Below are 16,768 nucleotides of genomic sequence, written 5' to 3'. Positions count from 1 at the left end.
AGTTAACCTGAACATACTACCATTCTTTTCCCTGCCATCACATACCCGGCCCGCAGGCCGGGCAGGGTAAATTAACCGCGATGCACGCTGAGTCCGGCATAGGTCTGGCTGACGGGCATCATCTCAACCGTATTGATGTTGACATGCTTCGGCAGATTCGCGACCCACCAGACGGTTTCGGTGATATCTTCCGGCGTCAGCGCATTCGCGTTTTCGTAGGTTTTATCCGCTTTCGCGTCGTCGCCTTTGAAACGCACGTTGGAGAATTCAGTTCCGCCTACCAGACCCGGTTCAACATCGGTCACGCGGATCGCGGTTCCGTGCAGGTCGGTGCGCAGGTTCAGGCTGAACTGGCGGACAAAGGCTTTGGTCGCGCCATAGACGTTGCCGCCCGCGTAAGGCCAGCTTCCGGCGGTGGAACCGATGTTAATGATATGGCCACGGTTACGTTCAACCATGCCCGGCAGCACGGCGCGGGTCATGTACACCAGCCCTTTGTTGTTGGTGTCGATCATGTTTTCCCAGTCTTCCACGCTGGCTTTGTGGGCAGGCTCCATGCCCAGCGCCAGGCCGGCGTTATTGACCAGCACGTCAATTTCACGCCATTCGGCAGGCAGGTTGGCAATCATCTCTTCGATGGCGGCGCGGTTGCGGACGTCCAGCTGTGCGGTCAGAATGCTGTCACCCAGCTCGTCTTTTAGCTCCTGCAAACGCTCCTGACGACGCCCTGTTGCAATCACTTTGTGTCCGTTGGCGACGAAGCGACGCGTGATGCTTTCACCAAAACCCGCTGTCGCCCCGGTAACTAAAATAATCATCTCACTGTTCCTCAACGCTTTTTGTGTTTTACTAACATAGCACGCTCTCCGGCACGTCGTTAAGGCAACATTTGTATGACGCCATTGCAGGCCGGCGCAGGCTGGCCTACTCTGGGGAGAAATACCGTGCTCAGGAGTAAACGATGTCGGTCAACAATCCTTTTTTTGAAATTAGCCTGTTGCCTTATCAGGCGCCACGTTTTGATGCGATTAACGACAGCCATTATCGTCCGGCATTTGATGAAGCAATGCGCCTGAAGCGTGCAGACATTGACGCGATTATCGCGCAGCGCGCCGCGCCGGACTTCGACAATACCGTGCTGGCGCTGGAAAAGAGCGGGGCCATGCTGTCGCGCGTGAGCAGCGTGTTCTTCGCCATGACGTCCGCACACACCAACGATGATCTTCAGGCACTGGACGAGCAGTTCTCCACCGAACTGGCCGGGCTGGCGAACGATATCTGGCTAAACGATACGCTTTTCGCCCGCGTGGAAGCCGTCTGGCAGGATCGCGAGGCGCTGGATGCCGAATCCCGACGACTGACGGAGGAGATGTATCAGCACTTTGTTCTTGCCGGCGCGCGTCTGAACGCCGATGAAAAAGCCGAGCTGAAAGCCCTGAATACCGAAGCCGCCACCCTGACCAGCCAGTTCAACCAGCGCCTGCTGGCGGCGAACAAGGCGGGAGGGCTGGTGGTGGACGATGTTCACCAGCTTGACGGGCTCAGTGCGGAGGAGGTGGCTGCCGCGGCTCACGCTGCCGCAGAAAAAGGGCTGACGGATCGCTGGCTGATCCCGCTTTTGAATACCACGCAACAGCCCGCGCTGGCGGCGCTGTCGTTGCGCGAGACCCGTAAAAAGTTGTTCACCGCGGGCTGGGAACGCACTCAGAAAGGCGACGAAAACGATACGCGCGAGCTGATCCGTCGGCTTACCGCGTTACGGGCAAGACAGGCGCAGCTGCTCGGCTTTGACAACTATGCGAGCTGGAGCATTGCCGATCAGATGGCGAAAACGCCGGAAGCCGCGCTCGAATTCATGCGCGGGATAGTTCCTGCGGCACGCGGCAGGGCCGCGCTGGAGCAGGCGGATATTCAGAAGGTCATCGAAGACGAGCAGGGTGGTTTTATGGTGCAGGCCTGGGACTGGGCGTTTTATGCCGAACGCGTGCGCTCAGCGAAATACGCGCTGGATGAGTCGCAGATCAAACCCTATTTCGCGCTCAATACCGTGCTGGAAGATGGCGTATTCTGGACCGCCACGCAGCTGTTCGGTATCCGCTTTGTCGAGCGTTTTGATATTCCGGTTTACCACCCGGATGTTCGCGTGTGGGAGATTTTCGACCACACGGGTGAAGGCATGGCGCTGTTCTACGGCGACTTTTTCGCGCGTGATTCCAAAGCGGGCGGCGCGTGGATGGGGAATTTTGTTGAGCAGTCTTATGAGTTTGCCGCGCGTCCGGTGATTTATAACGTCTGCAACTATCAAAAACCGGCGAACGGGCAGACCGCGCTAATCTCCTGGGATGATGTGATTACCCTGTTCCACGAGTTTGGCCATACCCTGCATGGCCTGTTTGCCAGCCAGCGCTATGCCACGCTTTCAGGCACCAACACGCCACGTGATTTCGTTGAATTTCCTTCGCAAATCAATGAACACTGGGCCAGCCATCCCCAGGTGTTTGCGCACTTTGCTCGTCACTATCAAACAGGCGAACCGATGCCGGATGCGCTGCGGGAAAAAATGCTCAATGCGACCCAGTTTAATAAGGGTTATGACATGACGGAGCTATTGAGCGCCGCGCTGCTGGATATGAACTGGCACGGCATTCAGGAGCCCGTTGAAGACGTGGAAGCCTTTGAAGCCGCCGCGTTGAAAAAAGAGGGGTTGGATCTTCCAGCCGTACCGCCGCGCTATCGCAGCAGCTATTTCGCCCACATCTTCGGCGGCGGCTACGCGGCGGGCTATTACGCCTATCTCTGGACGCAGATGCTGGCGGACGATGGCTACCAGTGGTTTGTCGAGCAGGGCGGTTTGACGCGCGTGAACGGACAGAAATTCCGCGAGGCGATTTTGTCCCGCGGCAACAGCACTGATTTAGCTGAACTTTACCGGAACTGGCGCGGGCACGATCCGAAGATCGAACCGATGCTGGAGAATCGCGGATTGAGTGCGTAAGGCTTTTTAGTGTGGGAACAGAACCGGGCGCGAGGCCCGGTTTTTTCTTTCCCAAAATGAATCCTTAATTCTGCGAAATTTGCAGGAGGATAGGGGCCAGCTTCACGTAGCTACACCTTTACTTTTACCCAGTAAGGATCCCCGCGACTTTAGAACATCTGGCGCTTTAACCCGACTTTATCCGTTGGCCGGACTAAATATACTGCTTCAGCGTCCACGTTTATAAGTCAGCCATCCCTCACAGGATGGCTGTATATTGTTTAATTTAATGAAATACGAACCACACTATCCGGGCCTTTCGTCGTGTTGTCGTCATTGAAGTCCTGCTTCACGGTTACGTATAACGTTTTACCGTCCGGTGTTACCAGAAGACTGTTGGGATGGCTGGTGAACGTCCAGCTGTTTTTCACAGCATAGCTCCCGGCGTCAAGCTGCAACACCCTCCTGGATTCGCGCTGAGTAATGAAAATTTCGTTGCGCTCAGCGTTAAACTTTATTCCCAGCGCATCGCCTTTAAGACGCTTGATAACTTTCCCGCTGCGCTCATCAAATACCAGTGTGGTTTTGGCTTTTGAATCATCAGTCACGAACAGGCGCCCGGTGGCCGGATCTTCTGCCATATTCAGGAACAAATACGCTTTTTTATCTCCCGGCGTCCAGCGCTGTTCGATTTTATACGTCTCCGGGTTAATCACCAGAATTTCACCGCCGCCATTGGCGGCATAAAGGCGGTCTGTCAGCGGCGAATAAATAATCCCCGTCACCCATTTCCCGGCATTTTCGATTCGGGCTTTTAGCGTCATGGTGTTGGCATCAACCACGGAGATAAACCCAGGGTCGGCAACGCCGCCGATAAACAGTTGTCCCTTGTGGAAGAGGATTTCACGCGCACCAACCGGGTCGCCATCCTTGTCTTTGCCTTCAAACATCAGGCGCTGTAGCACCTTGCCGCTTTGCACGTCCACTTTCGATACCCCGCCATCAAGGGTGTTGGTGGTGTAGTAGACCTTGCCATTATCGTCCGCTGCCATGCCGAAGTTTTTCAGGTCGGTGTGGGTTTCACCTTGCGTGGCAAGCGTTGTGGGATCCAGTTTATAGAGCACCCCGCCGTTGACGTTTATGAAACTCTGTGCGCTCGCAACGTACAACGCGTTTGCCGTTGGGGAGTAAACCATCTCATACAGACCGTCAGCGAGTTCGCGCTGCTTGAGCTCAGCCGAATCCGGGAGGGCTGCTGACGCCGTTGCGCTCAGGGTTAACGCCGCGGTAAGAATGCTTAAGCCCCATGTCTTTCCTTTTAGCCAATGGAATGTGTTCATTTTTTGTTCCTGTCATGCGCGAGCCGCGCTGATTTTGATAAATATACATTTATTTACATTTAACTTACAAAATTACCTGTGCATAATAAAGCAAATAATTATCATTTCCATTCTTATTTGGATGAATGATTTGCACATAACGACAACAACATACAGGTAACATGATGATTTTTAATGGCAGGGCTAATCGCGCGAAAGCGCCCGCAGGGTTAATTCCTGCTTCCTTCTCACTTTCACTGCTTGCGCTGGCAATGTCCGCCGTCATGCACCCGGCACAGGCGGATGAAAATACGCAAGAACAAGAGATGGTTGTCTACGGTGACGGGAACGGGAGCGCCGACTCGCAGCAGGATTATGCGGTAAAAACCACGCGTTCAGGCACCAAAATGCTGCTGACCCCGCGCGATATCCCCCAGTCAGTCAGCGTCGTGACGCGCCAGCGTATGCAGGATCAAGACCTGCAAACCATTGGCCAGGTACTTACCAATGCCACCGGCGTTTCGTCGCAGCAGGTTGATAGCGAGCGTTCCAGCTACTTTTCCCGCGGCTTTGAAATCACCAATTTCGCCTACGATGAGATCCCCACATCAATGGGCGACGCGTGGAACTTTGGCGATGCGCAGGAAGATACTGCCATTTATGATCGTATAGAGATTGTGCGTGGCGCAAACGGCCTGATGACCGGCGCTGGCGATCCGGGAGCAACGGTGAACATGGTGCGTAAACGTGCCGACAGTAAAACCTTCAGGGGCAACGTCAGCGCAAGTTACGGAAGCTGGAACAAACAGCGTTATGTGGGCGACATCTCCGCGCCCCTCAATTCCGACGGCAGCCTGCGTGGGCGCGTCGTGGCAGGTTATCAGGATCAGGACAGCTGGCTTGACAGATATGGCAAGCGCAAGAAATTTCTCTATGGCGTCATTGAAGGCGATGTAACGGAACACACGACGGCCTCGCTGGGCTGGGACTATCAGCAAACAAACACAGCCAACCCGACCTGGGGCGGATTACCCAGCCTGTACAGTAACGGCAGCCGTACCCATTACGATCGCAACGTCAATACCTCGGCAGACTGGACGGGATACTCCGTTGAGTCGCGTAAAGTTTTTGCTAACCTCACCCACAACTGGGATAACGGCTGGTCGGTGCGTTTCAATGGAACCCACGGCGAGCAAACGTTCAATGATACCCTGCTTTATGTGATGGGCAATCCGGACGCCACCACCGGAGAAGGCGCATCAGGCTGGGGTAGTAAGGATCGCGGCAAGCGCACTCTTGACGCCTTTGATGCCTACGCCAGCGGGCCTTTTGAACTTCTCGGGCGTCAACATCAGCTGATGGCCGGAGCCAACTATAGCCGACAGCACAATGCTACCTTCAGCAAAGACGGGCCAATGGACAGTGCTCAGATTGGCATCTTCAACAACAGCTGGGACGGCAGCCTGGCCGAGCCGGAGTGGGGCGACTGGTATCAAAATGCGGATGATATCGTGCGGCAAAAATCGGCGTATACGGCGGCACGCCTGTCGCTGGCGGATCCGTTGTCGCTAATCGTTGGCGCACGTTATACCCAGTACAGCTCAGATGGCAGCAGCGGCGATATGCGTAAATACAACACCACCCCTTACGGCGGGCTGGTGTATGACATCAACGACAGCCTTTCCGCTTACGCCAGCTATACCTCAATTTTTGCCCCGCAAACCAAACGCACGAAAGAGGGTGCATGGCTCTCTCCCGTCACCGGTAAAAATTATGAAACCGGCCTGAAGGCAGACTGGATGGACGGTCGACTGACCACCAACGTTGCCGTATTCCGCATAGAACAGGAGAACGCGGGGGAGGAAATCAGCGGGGTATTCGTTAATGGATCCAGTGAACAAGCTTATCGGGCAACCAAAGGCGCAGTGAGCAAAGGGGCGGAATTTGAGGTGAACGGTGCCGTTACCGACAATCTACAGCTTACCTTCAGCGCGACCCGCTATGTTGCCCGTGATTCAGATGGCCGCTTCAACAGCTTTGCGCCGCAGACGCAGCTTAAGGTGTTCAGCCGTTACCGCGTCCCGGCGCTTCCGGAGCTGACCGTAGGCGGCGGCGTGAACTGGCAGAATCAGGTGTACAAAGATGTCACCGGTCCGGACGGCGAGACGCAGCGCCTCTATCAGGGCAGCTATCCGCTCGTCGACTTGTTCGCGCAGTATCAGCTGACGAAACAGCTGGCGGTGCAGGCAAACGTTCGTAACCTGTTCGACCGCGAATACTACTCCTACCTCGATGACTCTGCCGTCTATGGCGAACCGCGTAGCGTCTCGGTAAGCATGAGTTACACATTCTGATCTAATCAGCTTATCGCTATCCTGGCCATCACCTGTTCCGAAATGCGCTTCAGCTCCACCAGCGGCAACGACACGGCGATGGCCGCCATGCCATTGCCATCCTGGTAACGAATAATGTGCCGGTTTGAACGGGTGACGAGCCTGGTGCCGGAAACATTGGGCCAGTTAAAGAAGACGTATGTTGGATAGACGCAAAAGCGTAAATATTCAATGAACAGGACGCCCTCAGACTCGAGGGGCATCCTGAGCAATACACAACTCCTCAAGTTATTTAATCACTATGTATCTATCTATATAGCGAGTTGGGCTACAACTGTGCAAAAGACATTGATGACAATGAGTTCAAGATTCTTCTACGCAAAGCCACGAGGAGTTTACGCAGCATGTTTCATGAACTATTGCCCACAATTGGATGACAACATCTGACTAAGTCGACCATGCACCACCCAGACCGATTTCCTTTTATTCAACCTTGCATCAACGGCGCGCTTGAGGAGGTTGTCATTGCGGTGATTTTTCTGGAAAATTCGATATATAAAAGAATACATAACGAGAGGGTGTTTATGGCCAGGAAACGAATGCAGGTTGCGCTGGTGGCGGTTGCGCTGCTGCAAATGCCATCCATGGCGCTGGCAAAGGATATCAGGGTGACTTATGCCGGTTCCATGGGCAAAGTAATGGACCAGGGGTTAGGTCCGGCTTTTTCCAGAGCAAATAACGACGGCTATCAGGGGCAGGGCCAGGGTGCATACGGGATGGCACGCCTGCTGGCAAGCCACAAAATTGAGGCCGATGTGTTTGTCTCCATCACCCCGGGGCCGATGCAAATTCTCAAAGACGCCGGGCTGATAGATGAGGCGGTCCCTGTCGCCAGTACCAGCATGGTGGTCGCTTACAGTCCTGAGGGTAAATATGCAGCGCAGTTTGAACAGGCCGACAGAAAGAAAGACGGCTCGTGGCTGACTCTGCTGACGCAGAAAGATGTCTTATTTGGCCGCACCGATCCTTATGTCGACCCAAAAGGCCAGAATATTGTGTTTAGCCTGATGCTGGCGGAAAAGTATTACAACATGCCGGGCATCACCGATAAAATTTTAGGCTCGCTGCAAAACCCACAGCAGACTCATCAGGAAGGAGGGCTGCTGGCGCGTCTGGAAAGCGGTCAGGTGGATGCAGCAGCGGGATACGAGAGTGAAGTTCGATCAGCGCATTTGCCGTATGTCGCGCTGCCGGATGAAATAAACCTCAGCAACCCGGCGATGACGAAACAGTGGTATGACACCGTTAGTTTTACCATTAAAGACAGCAAAGGCCAGGATCAAATCCTGCACACTCAACCAATGGTGTTCTATGCGGCGGTGCTGAAAAACGCGCCGAATGGTGTAGAACAGGGACAAAAGTTCGTATCGTTCATGCAAAGCGCCGAGGGGCAGAAATTGTTCAAAGCGTTTGGCTACGCCGAACCTAAAGGAGACAGCTTATACGCCCGCTAAGAAAACCGGGCTGGGTGGCGGGGTGGTTATCTCTGCCCGCTATCCTGCTGTTAAGTATCCCCTTTATCACGCTGATTAGCGTCACGCCCTGGCATCATCTGAAGCTGGCCTGGCGCGACGACAGCGCCATTGCCGTCTCAATGGGACTGGGTGTGCTGGCGCTCGGAATTATCATTCTTATCGGCATGCCAGTGGCATGGTGGCTGTCACAAGCCACGGGACGAAAACGATTGATCGGTGAACTGCTGGTGATGATCCCTCTGCTGACGCCACCGCTGGCAATGGGGATTTTGCTGGTTTCGGCTTTCGGGCCTTATGGCGTGATTGGCCGCTGGCTTTCACTGTTGGGAGCTACGCTGGTAAATAATCCGGCGGCGTTTGTGCTGGCTCAGGTTTACGGCGCTTTGCCTTATTTTATCGTGGTGTCGCGTTCGGCGTTTGCCACTGTTCCCAAAAATATTCTTGAAGCGGGACAAACGTTGGGAGCTTCTCCCTGGAACCGCTTTCGTTTTCTTACATTACCCCTGGCATTGCCTGGGCTGGCTTCTGCCGTAACACTCGCCTGGGTTCGCGCGGTAGGCGAGTTCGGGATCGTGATGATCTTTGCTTATTTCCCGCAGGGTATACCGGTAAAGCTGTATACCAATCTGCAAAATGACGGGGTGGACACAGTATATACTTTGCTATGGATGCTGCTGGTAGTGACGCTTCCCCTGCCAATGGTCTGCTTTGCTCTTGGCAAACGAATGGCCAGGAAATGAACACCCCTTAGATCGTCCGTTCCTCGTTCATAGCGGATGAGCTTGCTCACGTTTCCTTTTCAGCGGGCTACCTCGAATAACCCCAAACCGGATTCTTCATAAAAGGCCACACACAGAAACCTCCAGTCAGTCAGACTGAAAGTACAGGGCAGGAAGAAAATGTGGCGCGCGCTGGATATGTCTTACAATCGGATCGGTGGGATTATGCTGGGGGAACCATGGAGGCGTAAATCGGTACGTCGCGATAGCGGAAGAAATTACGCAAAGTTAACGTTGTATGCTCTTTGTCTCCCGAAGCCAGAACCGGGCTTTGCGCCCGGTTACTCTTGTATTAACCACATGTCCGACTCTTCGAACATCTCCTCAAGCATGCGGTTGAGCTTTTCACGGTCGCTTTTGCTGGCGTCGCTGTTCAGGCCGTTCGCTTGCATTGGCTTAACCGTCACGCTGGCATCAGGAAAAATCCGGTGCACGCGTTTTGTCAGCTCGGCCAGGATGATTTCCCTGGCTCCCTCCAGCCCCTGTACGTTTCGCTTGTCATAAACCAGTTCCACAAACATGATTGTTTACCTTATGGATATTACGCATGTGATTCAGCCTGAACGTAAAATACTACTGTATATGGGTACAGTCAAACGGCGTTCAGACTAAAGCATTGTCCAGAGCAATGCAGACAGCGTTGCCAGCCCGCCCAGAACAACCAAAAACACCGTCACGCCGCGAAGCTCTGCCAGCGAGGGGCGGGTGTATATGAGGTACGCCGGGATAAGGAACAGGATCACCGCGATCAGTGGTCCGCAGAACATTTCAATCAGGCTGAGCACATCCGGATTGGCATAAACAATGCCATAGGTCAGCAGGAACAGCGCCAGAGAGGCCAGCCGCTTGCTGGCGTTGGCCTTTTTGCCGGATACGCTGGCAGCCAGCTGACCAAACGTTTGTGCGACCGACAGACCTACGCCGAGGAAGGATTTCGTCATACCGATGATAGCGATGAGCGGGGCAATGTGGTAAATCAGGCTGAAATCACCGTTTCCCTTCATCACCGACAGCACATTCAGGTTTTCCGCCTTCGCTCGCACAAAGTTGTCATGGGGGATCCCCAGCACGCAGCTCAGCACGAAAAAGAGGATACTGGCGAAGATAGCTAAGTAGGCGATACGGATCACGAACAGTGCCTTTTTCTCACCCTCCGCTTTCCTCTCCCGGTAGTAAGAGCTCAGCGGGGAGACCATAGGCGCACAGCAAAACGAGAAGGTAATAAGCGGCAGCGTCAGCCAGATATTTTTCAGCGTTACCGGAAGCGGCGTGGCGGTCATTTCAGCGGCCGTATCGGTCAGGTTAGACAGATGCCATCCCGGGATAAGTGATACGGCGATCAGCAGTACAGATGCCGCGAACGGCAGCGCCAGTGCGCTCATAATGGCCACGACCCTGTCCCGACCCTTGCTCAGTACCACATACAGTGCAGCAACCACGATAAACGACAATGGCCCACGGCTGAGGGCGGTAATATGCAGATGCTCCACCAGTAAATTATCCAACGCATTAATCAGCGCCACCCCGTAAACCAGGGTTACCGGGAAGAAGGTCACACAATAGAACAGGGTGATCAGCTTTTCACCCCGTCCGCTGAAGAAGGAGCCGAAGATTGGCAACGTGCCGTTTTCAGTCTTCTCTTCTCGCATATACACACGACAAAGGAGTAAATGGGGGATCAGGGATAACGGCAGCCCCAGCAGGAGCATAACCAGAAAAATAACCGGACCACGGGTGCCGATTTCCACGGGAAGGAACAGTGTTCCCGCTCCGACGGCTGTACCATAAAGGCCCAGCGTCCAGATATTATCCTGCCAGTGCCAGTTAGAGCGTGTTGTAATATTAGCTGAGAGAGTTGTGGCTTTATTCATCATATTTTACCGTGTTGTTAGAGGGGCGACGACTTATTTAGTTTTTATCTGTCTGTAGTCGTCGCTGCGCCATTACGTCACGGGTGGGAGGGGTTTGATGTTGCATACCGAAAACCTTATGTGTATGCCTGCAATAACTCTCGTTATTCTTTGACGATGCTTTAACAGGCGGTTAATTAAGAAAGGGATTTGTTAAATTAACGAACAAATAACGACTGACTTTCCCTGCCTGCACGTCTGTTAATTAAAGAATAAACACCCTGTTTTATTAAGTACCATAAGGCGCCATCATATTGAAGGGGGGCTTATTTAATTATTTTATTGGGCGTGAAATTATCCCGTTATGCCTGAAATTAAAAAACAGAATGTAGACAATCGTGTAACCCGCTCGTAGCTTTCGAACCGTCTTGTAACATAACGCTCTCTTTATGGTGGCGAAGGGGTTCAGGATGTCGTATGCCTGCTATTAAACGCCCCATAAGAAAATCCTCTTCTATACTCAGTTACGTTTAGTGAAATATGCCGCCGCTCCACACGTCGCGTTCTCTTAATAGCGGCGGGCAGCAGGGGTATATATTCACGAAAACGCCTTAATAATGGTCAATTTTGCATTTTAGAGGGGGTTTCCTGGTATGTTGCATTCTCAATCCTCGCGGGTCGGCAGCATTTTGCTGCTGCTGACCGCGATAATAGCCTTCGCGGTAGCGCTATACGCCTGGTGGACGCCGCTTACCGGCGTCACTGGCACCATTGGCGCACTGGGCGTGGTCATTGCCAGCGTAGTGCTGGCGATCCTGACCTTTATGTTACGTGCGGCATCGCGTCGCGGGGCGCGCGTTTTTCTGATTATTGTCACCCTGGTGGTGTTGGCGGGTATTGCTTTCGCCGCCGCGCTGCTGCACCAGTACATCATAACGGCAGCCATGGTGGTCGGCCTGATTGGTCTGATTATGCTGAGCAGCCATTCCGCTCGTTACAACCATCCCGTCAGAAGCTGAGGAGCCGCCCGTGCACAACGATAAGCATTATCCCTTCATAAAAGTCAGCATGACGGCGCTGGCGCTGCTGGTCGCTCCGCTCGCGCTACAGGCGCAGGATAAGGCCGCTGAAGCCTCTCAGGGGACCCAGGAATCACTGAATATTGATGCGGCCGATCAGCAGGCGCCCGGAACCACAAAAACCACCGACGATGCCTCAACCGGCAGCGGTGATGGAAAGAGAGTCGCCTCGGCCAGCCAGCCAGCGACGCCGCTGGTGCCCGCCACCGCCACCTGGGACAGCTTCCACGGCCAGCTTAACGCGCAGAAATACAGTCCCCTGACCCAAATTACGGCGGATAACGTCGGGAAATTAACGAAAGTCTGGGAGTTCCATACCGGCGACGTCTCGGATGGTAAAGGCGATACGCCAGCTACCGTCTGGTCCGCAACACCCATTTTCGCCAACGATACGCTCTACATCGGCACGCCATTCGATCGCCTGATTGCGCTGGATCCGGGGACGGGTAAAGAGAAGTGGCACTATGACACCAAATCGTCGCGCAAGGCGCTGACCCAGCCGGTGCTGAAAAATCGCGGCGTTTCCTACTGGCAGGCCAAAAATCCGGTGACAGGTGAGGCTTGCCAGAAGATGGTCTATATGGGCACCGTTGACGGCAAGCTCTTTGCGCTGGACGCCGATTCAGGCAAACCGTGCAGCGGCTTTGCGAACAACGGCGTGCTGGATCTGAACCAGTGGAACACCGTTAACGCGAAGTATCCGCTCTCTGTCCTGCAACCGCCAACCGTTGTCGGCAACCATCTGCTGGTGGGCTGGGCCGGGAAGGACTGGGCCTATGCCGAAGCCCCTCCGGGCACCGTATTTTCAGTCAACGCCCAGACCGGTAAGCTTGAGTGGACCTTTGAGGCGATCCCGGCAGAGATCCGCAAGCGTACCGGTACCGCCAACGTCTGGACGCACATGTCCGCCGACGAGGCTAACGGGCTGGTCTATCTCCCGGTCTCATCGCCGTCTCCCAACTATTGGGGCGGCAACCGCGTAGACGCTATTCCGCTTGGCACCTCGACCACCGCCCTGGACATCAACACCGGTAAAGTGGTCTGGTCACGTCAGTGGGTACACCACGACGTCTGGGATTACGATATCAACTCCGCCCCGACGCTGATGGACATCACCGTAGACGGCAAGCAGATCCCGGCGCTGGTGCAGGCCACCAAGCAGGGTTTCCTGTTTGTGGTTAACCGCCTGACGGGGGAGGACGTATGGCCAATCGAAGAACGTCCGGTTCCGCAGGGTGATGGGTCGGTTCAGGGTGAAGTTCTCTCGCCCACGCAGCCATTCCCGACCAAACCCGCGCCGCTGCTCGACCAGTCGAAAAAACCGGAAATCTGGAAGCTGGCGGATATCGTTGGTGGCGGCCAGTGCTCCCGTCTGTGGGATAACCTGACCTATGAAGGAATGTATACCCCGCCGACCACCAAAGGCGAAGGCACGCTCACCTATCCCGATAGCGCCGGCGGCGTCCAGTGGGGTGGTGTGGCGTTCGATCCGCAAAAACAGATCGCCATCGTCAACACCTCGCATATCGTCCAGTACGTGAAGCTGTACAGCCGTGAGGATTACGATAACGCAGACAAAGACTCCGGCAACGAAAGCGGCTTTGCCCCACAGGAAGGCGCCCCGTACGGTATGCGTCTGCTGGTGGCGAGCAACTGGCTGGGCATGCCGTGCTGGCAACCGCCGTTTGGTGAAATCGTGGCGCTGGACATGCACACGGGCGATGTGAAATGGCGTCGTCCGGTTGGCGCCTCCCAGCAGTATGGCTTCTTCATGCCGGAAAGCTGGGGTTCACCTACCATTGGCGGTCCGGCAGTGACGGCGGGCGGCGTGATCTTCATCGGTGCCTCAATGGATGCCAAAGTGCGTGCCTACTCGGTCGAGAGCGGTGAAGAGCTGTGGTCCGATCAGGCCGAAGCTCCGGCGGTAGCGAACCCGTCTGTCTATGAATATAAAGGTCGCCAGTATGTGGCCTTCGTGGCAGGCGGGAATACGATCCTGAAGGATCAGGTAGGCGATCAGGTGGTGGTCTACGCCTTGCCGGAATAATTTATCAGGAAGGGGAAATAAGCGTGGGGCCTGCGGGCCCCACTTTATTTTGCAGTAGTCGTTTTACCGACGCGTTATTTATCGGCTGATGCGCCAGCACGCGTTGACATCTGCTCGGCGGACTTCAGATGCTGCTCAACGACCGGAGTGTGCTCGTTGGCCAGAGTCTTCACATCCGGATCGTCGATTTTACTGGCGTCGCTCTTAAGCTTCGACAGCACCTTCTCGTGGTCCTTCACGCCAGCATATTCCATATACATTTTGTCAAAAGCGTCACCGCGCTGGTTTTCCAGCCTTGAGTTCAGGGCTTTATGCGCGGCGTCTGGTTCGGTCGGCAGCTCCACGCCCTTTTTCTGGGCAACGGTCTTGACTTTGGTCAGCGCGGCGCCGTGATCGTCGACCATTTTCTGGGCGAATGTTTTCACTTCACTGGTTTGGGCCTTGTCCAGGGCGAGCCTGGCGGCGGCAACTTCGTTGATATTGGCCTGCGCCATGTCCTTCAATGCTTTCTCGTCGCCGGAGCTGAGTCTGGCGTCCGGTTGAGCCTGGCCCGCAGTTTGAGTTTGCGCGGCGCTGGTTGTCTGGGCTTGTACGCCAACGGTGCTGAACATTGCTGCAACTGCTGATACGGCTAGCAGCCTTTTCAGGGTTTTACTCGTGTGCATATTGTTCTCCTGATGGTCATGGTACAGGTAAGTTTCAATTGCTTCAGGCGCAACCGGCAGATAAATGACGACTGCACAGGTCGGTATAGTAGATGAACCTGCTGCACCCGCTGTTCAGGTCAGTGATGGCTGGTCGTGATGCTCAATCCTTCTACAATATTGATACGGATCATTTACATATTTGCTGCTAATGTTAAATATATAGATTCATCAACAGGAGGAATGATATGAAAAAAGCACTATTAGGGAGTGTATTGGCTTTAACAGTAGCAAGCTTCGGCGCATCTGCGGCAGATATGATTTCCAAGGATGAAGCGCACCACTTCAAGCTTGAATACCTTGGTAATGTATCTGTAGGGGCTTCAGGTGGACAAATTTCTTCACCTTCAGATCTTCATCAAAAACTCTCAAAACTGGCAGACGAGAAGGGCGGGAAATACTACGTCATCATCGCTGCCCGCGAGCATGGCCCTAACTTCCAGGCCGTCGCAGAAGTCTTTAAATAATTTTCTCGGATAACACAAAAACCCGCTTATGGCGGGTTTTTGCTTACAGGCAGCCAAAAAAATGCCCCTGATGCGGGGCGAGTGTGAGTCAAAACTTTTCTTATGTTTATCTGTTTTGTGCTCTAAGGCTTTGGGACAATAACACCCTGTTCAAATAATGCAATTAAATGCGACGGCAGCATACGTTACACAGATAGTCTACTCTTTACATACAGTTATGGTGAAAGGCAGTTAATCGTTAGCTGTCGCCTGCTGGAGAATGGAAACAGTAAACGGTTGCAAGAGGTAAACATGAACGTTGACGCACTGACGCAAAAGGCAGAAGAAGAAATTTCAGCGCTTATAACCAAAAAAATTTCAGAGTTACGTAAAAAAACAGGGCAGGAAGTGTCTGAAATTGAGTTTATCGCTCGTGAAGCCATGACAGGCCTCGAGGGATATGAGGTAAAAATCAAACTTATTTAATTAAAAATATTACCTGTTTTCGGGTCACTGGATAAAGCAGAGTGGCAAACGTCAGCCAGGACTATCCTGCGCGTGGCAGGATTGAAGCCCAAAAAGCCCGGTGACGCTGCGCTTACCGGGCGTACAATTAACGCAATCCACAGGCCGGGCAGGGCGTAGCCGCCACCCGGCTTACCAGGCTTACACTATCGCGTTCGGGCACGCTTTGCCCTTTTCGAGTTGACGCAAATTCCCCAGCGTGGTTTCCGAAATGCTGATCAGCGCTTCGGCGGTCAGGAACGCCTGGTGTCCTGTGAACAACACGTTGTGACAGGCAGACAGGCGACGGAACACGTCGTCCTGGATCACGTCATTAGATTTATCCTCAAAGAACAGATCGCGTTCGTTCTCATACACATCCATACCCAACGCGCCGATTTTTTGCGTTTTCAACGCTTCGATAGCCGCCTGAGAGTCGATCAGCCCGCCGCGGCTGGTATTGATGATCATCACGCCGTCTTTCATCTGGTCGAACGCCGACTGGTTAAGCAGATGATAGTTCTCCGGGGTCAGCGGACAGTGCAGGGAGATAACGTCAGACTGCGAGAAGAGCGTTTTCAAATCGACATACTCCACGCCCAGCTCCAGCGCAGCGGCGCTTGGGTACGGATCAAACGCCAGCAGGCGCATGCCAAATCCTTTCAGGATGCGAAGGGCGGCCACGCCAATTTTGCCGGTACCGATCACGCCTGCGGTTTTACCGTACATGGTAAAGCCGGTCAGCCCTTCCAGAGAGAAGTTAGCATCACGGGTTCGCTGATAGGCACGGTGAATACGACGGTTGAGCGACATCATCATCCCGACCGCATGTTCTGCCACGGCTTCCGGAGAATAGGCCGGGACGCGAACGACCTTCAGACCCAGCTCTTTGGCGGCATCGAGATCGACGTTGTTAAAGCCCGCGCAGCGCAGGGCAATGTATTTCACGTCCTGTTTTTTCAACTCTTCCAGCACCGGTCGGCTACCGTCGTCGTTAACGAAGATACACACGCCTTCGCAGCCGTGGGCGGTTTTAGCCGTCTTTTCAGTTAGCAGAAAGTCGAAAAATTCAAGATCGAAACCGTACGTCTCGTTAACATGTTGCAGATACTTTTTGTCGTACTGCTTTGTGCTATATACCGCGAGTTTCATAAGACTTTCTCCAGTGATTTTGGAACCACGTTAGCATGTTTAAAAT

Annotated in this window: 15 protein-coding genes; 8 read left to right on the top strand and 7 right to left on the bottom strand. The window is 53.9% G+C overall.

From position 1 onward, the window contains the following. Window positions 1-71 precede the first annotated feature (71 nt). Window positions 72-818: a bifunctional NADP-dependent 3-hydroxy acid dehydrogenase/3-hydroxypropionate dehydrogenase YdfG gene (ydfG, locus tag IM290_RS15445; protein ID WP_015570609.1), complete on the bottom strand. Its 747-nt coding sequence runs from the start codon at window positions 816-818 to the stop codon at window positions 72-74. A 143-nt stretch (window positions 819-961) separates the two neighbouring features. Here ydfG and dcp point away from each other — a divergent pair, with 143 nt between their 5' ends. Next, a complete protein-coding gene (gene dcp / locus IM290_RS15440; RefSeq protein WP_193041915.1) occupies window positions 962-2,995 on the top strand; it encodes a peptidyl-dipeptidase Dcp in 2,034 nt (677 codons plus the stop codon). A 260-nt stretch (window positions 2,996-3,255) separates the two neighbouring features. Here the strand turns inward: dcp and IM290_RS15435 are convergent, their stop codons facing one another. Continuing rightward, window positions 3,256-4,314 (bottom strand): YncE family protein, encoded by a 1,059-nt coding sequence (locus tag IM290_RS15435; protein WP_193041916.1) that lies wholly within the window; start codon window positions 4,312-4,314, stop codon window positions 3,256-3,258. 164 nt (window positions 4,315-4,478) lie between these two features. On the opposite strand from IM290_RS15435, the gene fhuE reads away from it, so the two are divergent. After that, window positions 4,479-6,647, top strand: coding sequence for a ferric-rhodotorulic acid/ferric-coprogen receptor FhuE (fhuE, locus tag IM290_RS15430; protein ID WP_193041953.1), 2,169 nt, complete (start codon window positions 4,479-4,481; stop codon window positions 6,645-6,647). A gap of 5 nt (window positions 6,648-6,652) precedes the next feature. Here fhuE and IM290_RS15425 read toward each other — a convergent pair whose 3' ends face one another. Next, window positions 6,653-6,898: a hypothetical protein gene (locus tag IM290_RS15425; protein ID WP_193041917.1), complete on the bottom strand. Its 246-nt coding sequence runs from the start codon at window positions 6,896-6,898 to the stop codon at window positions 6,653-6,655. 327 nt (window positions 6,899-7,225) lie between these two features. On the opposite strand from IM290_RS15425, the gene IM290_RS15420 reads away from it, so the two are divergent. Both IM290_RS15420 and IM290_RS15415 read left to right on the top strand, forming a co-directional pair. Then, window positions 7,226-8,140 (top strand): extracellular solute-binding protein, encoded by a 915-nt coding sequence (locus IM290_RS15420; RefSeq protein ID WP_193041954.1) that lies wholly within the window; start codon window positions 7,226-7,228, stop codon window positions 8,138-8,140. Window positions 8,141-8,154: 14 nt separating this feature from the next. Then, the gene (locus IM290_RS15415; RefSeq protein WP_017384530.1) at window positions 8,155-8,901 is read left to right on the top strand and encodes a molybdenum ABC transporter permease; all 747 of its coding nucleotides are present in this window, start codon (window positions 8,155-8,157) and stop codon (window positions 8,899-8,901) included. Window positions 8,902-9,221: 320 nt separating this feature from the next. Here IM290_RS15415 and IM290_RS15410 read toward each other — a convergent pair whose 3' ends face one another. Together IM290_RS15410 and IM290_RS15405 are read right to left on the bottom strand one after the other, a co-directional pair. Beyond that, a complete protein-coding gene (locus IM290_RS15410; protein WP_003857390.1) occupies window positions 9,222-9,461 on the bottom strand; it encodes a DinI family protein in 240 nt (79 codons plus the stop codon). Window positions 9,462-9,548: 87 nt separating this feature from the next. Next, window positions 9,549-10,811: an amino acid permease gene (locus tag IM290_RS15405; RefSeq protein ID WP_080454675.1), complete on the bottom strand. Its 1,263-nt coding sequence runs from the start codon at window positions 10,809-10,811 to the stop codon at window positions 9,549-9,551. Between the two features lie 632 nt (window positions 10,812-11,443). Between IM290_RS15405 and IM290_RS15400 the strand changes: the two genes are divergently transcribed. Together IM290_RS15400 and IM290_RS15395 are read left to right on the top strand one after the other, a co-directional pair. Then, on the top strand, window positions 11,444-11,809 hold the full coding sequence (locus IM290_RS15400; protein ID WP_032104048.1) for a hypothetical protein: 366 nt from the start codon (window positions 11,444-11,446) through the stop codon (window positions 11,807-11,809). A gap of 10 nt (window positions 11,810-11,819) precedes the next feature. Continuing rightward, the gene (locus IM290_RS15395; RefSeq protein ID WP_193041918.1) at window positions 11,820-13,916 is read left to right on the top strand and encodes a pyrroloquinoline quinone-dependent dehydrogenase; all 2,097 of its coding nucleotides are present in this window, start codon (window positions 11,820-11,822) and stop codon (window positions 13,914-13,916) included. A 74-nt stretch (window positions 13,917-13,990) separates the two neighbouring features. Here the strand turns inward: IM290_RS15395 and IM290_RS15390 are convergent, their stop codons facing one another. Continuing rightward, window positions 13,991-14,581: a DUF4142 domain-containing protein gene (locus tag IM290_RS15390; protein WP_193041919.1), complete on the bottom strand. Its 591-nt coding sequence runs from the start codon at window positions 14,579-14,581 to the stop codon at window positions 13,991-13,993. A 227-nt stretch (window positions 14,582-14,808) separates the two neighbouring features. Between IM290_RS15390 and IM290_RS15385 the strand changes: the two genes are divergently transcribed. Together IM290_RS15385 and IM290_RS15380 are read left to right on the top strand one after the other, a co-directional pair. After that, the gene (locus tag IM290_RS15385) at window positions 14,809-15,087 is read left to right on the top strand and encodes a DUF1471 domain-containing protein (protein ID WP_003857380.1); all 279 of its coding nucleotides are present in this window, start codon (window positions 14,809-14,811) and stop codon (window positions 15,085-15,087) included. 291 nt (window positions 15,088-15,378) lie between these two features. Next, window positions 15,379-15,552, top strand: a complete 174-nt coding sequence (locus tag IM290_RS15380; protein ID WP_006808842.1) for a GnsA/GnsB family addiction module toxin — start codon at window positions 15,379-15,381, stop codon at window positions 15,550-15,552. A 180-nt stretch (window positions 15,553-15,732) separates the two neighbouring features. Here IM290_RS15380 and IM290_RS15375 read toward each other — a convergent pair whose 3' ends face one another. Further along, window positions 15,733-16,722, bottom strand: coding sequence for a 2-hydroxyacid dehydrogenase (locus IM290_RS15375; RefSeq protein ID WP_193041920.1), 990 nt, complete (start codon window positions 16,720-16,722; stop codon window positions 15,733-15,735). Window positions 16,723-16,768: the final 46 nt, after the last annotated feature.

Origin of the sequence: Enterobacter cloacae complex sp. S1, from assembly GCF_014930525.1 — a bacterium.
Taxonomy (GTDB): Bacteria; Pseudomonadota; Gammaproteobacteria; order Enterobacterales; family Enterobacteriaceae; genus Enterobacter; species Enterobacter hormaechei_C.
The sequence above is the reverse complement of the archived record's forward strand: the minus strand, read 5'-3'. Positions and strand labels throughout refer to the sequence as shown.

Coding starts and splice junctions, on each gene's coding strand:
- fhuE (WP_193041953.1), top strand. CDS start 4,479: ATGATTTTTAATGGCAGGGCTAATCGCGCGAAAGCGCCCGCAGGGTTA.
- IM290_RS15385 (WP_003857380.1), top strand. CDS start 14,809: ATGAAAAAAGCACTATTAGGGAGTGTATTGGCTTTAACAGTAGCAAGC.
- dcp (WP_193041915.1), top strand. CDS start 962: ATGTCGGTCAACAATCCTTTTTTTGAAATTAGCCTGTTGCCTTATCAG.
- IM290_RS15435 (WP_193041916.1), bottom strand. CDS start 4,314: ATGAACACATTCCATTGGCTAAAAGGAAAGACATGGGGCTTAAGCATT.
- IM290_RS15375 (WP_193041920.1), bottom strand. CDS start 16,722: ATGAAACTCGCGGTATATAGCACAAAGCAGTACGACAAAAAGTATCTG.
- IM290_RS15380 (WP_006808842.1), top strand. CDS start 15,379: ATGAACGTTGACGCACTGACGCAAAAGGCAGAAGAAGAAATTTCAGCG.
- IM290_RS15420 (WP_193041954.1), top strand. CDS start 7,226: ATGCAGGTTGCGCTGGTGGCGGTTGCGCTGCTGCAAATGCCATCCATG.
- IM290_RS15405 (WP_080454675.1), bottom strand. CDS start 10,811: ATGAATAAAGCCACAACTCTCTCAGCTAATATTACAACACGCTCTAAC.
- ydfG (WP_015570609.1), bottom strand. CDS start 818: ATGATTATTTTAGTTACCGGGGCGACAGCGGGTTTTGGTGAAAGCATC.
- IM290_RS15390 (WP_193041919.1), bottom strand. CDS start 14,581: ATGCACACGAGTAAAACCCTGAAAAGGCTGCTAGCCGTATCAGCAGTT.
- IM290_RS15400 (WP_032104048.1), top strand. CDS start 11,444: ATGTTGCATTCTCAATCCTCGCGGGTCGGCAGCATTTTGCTGCTGCTG.
- IM290_RS15410 (WP_003857390.1), bottom strand. CDS start 9,461: ATGTTTGTGGAACTGGTTTATGACAAGCGAAACGTACAGGGGCTGGAG.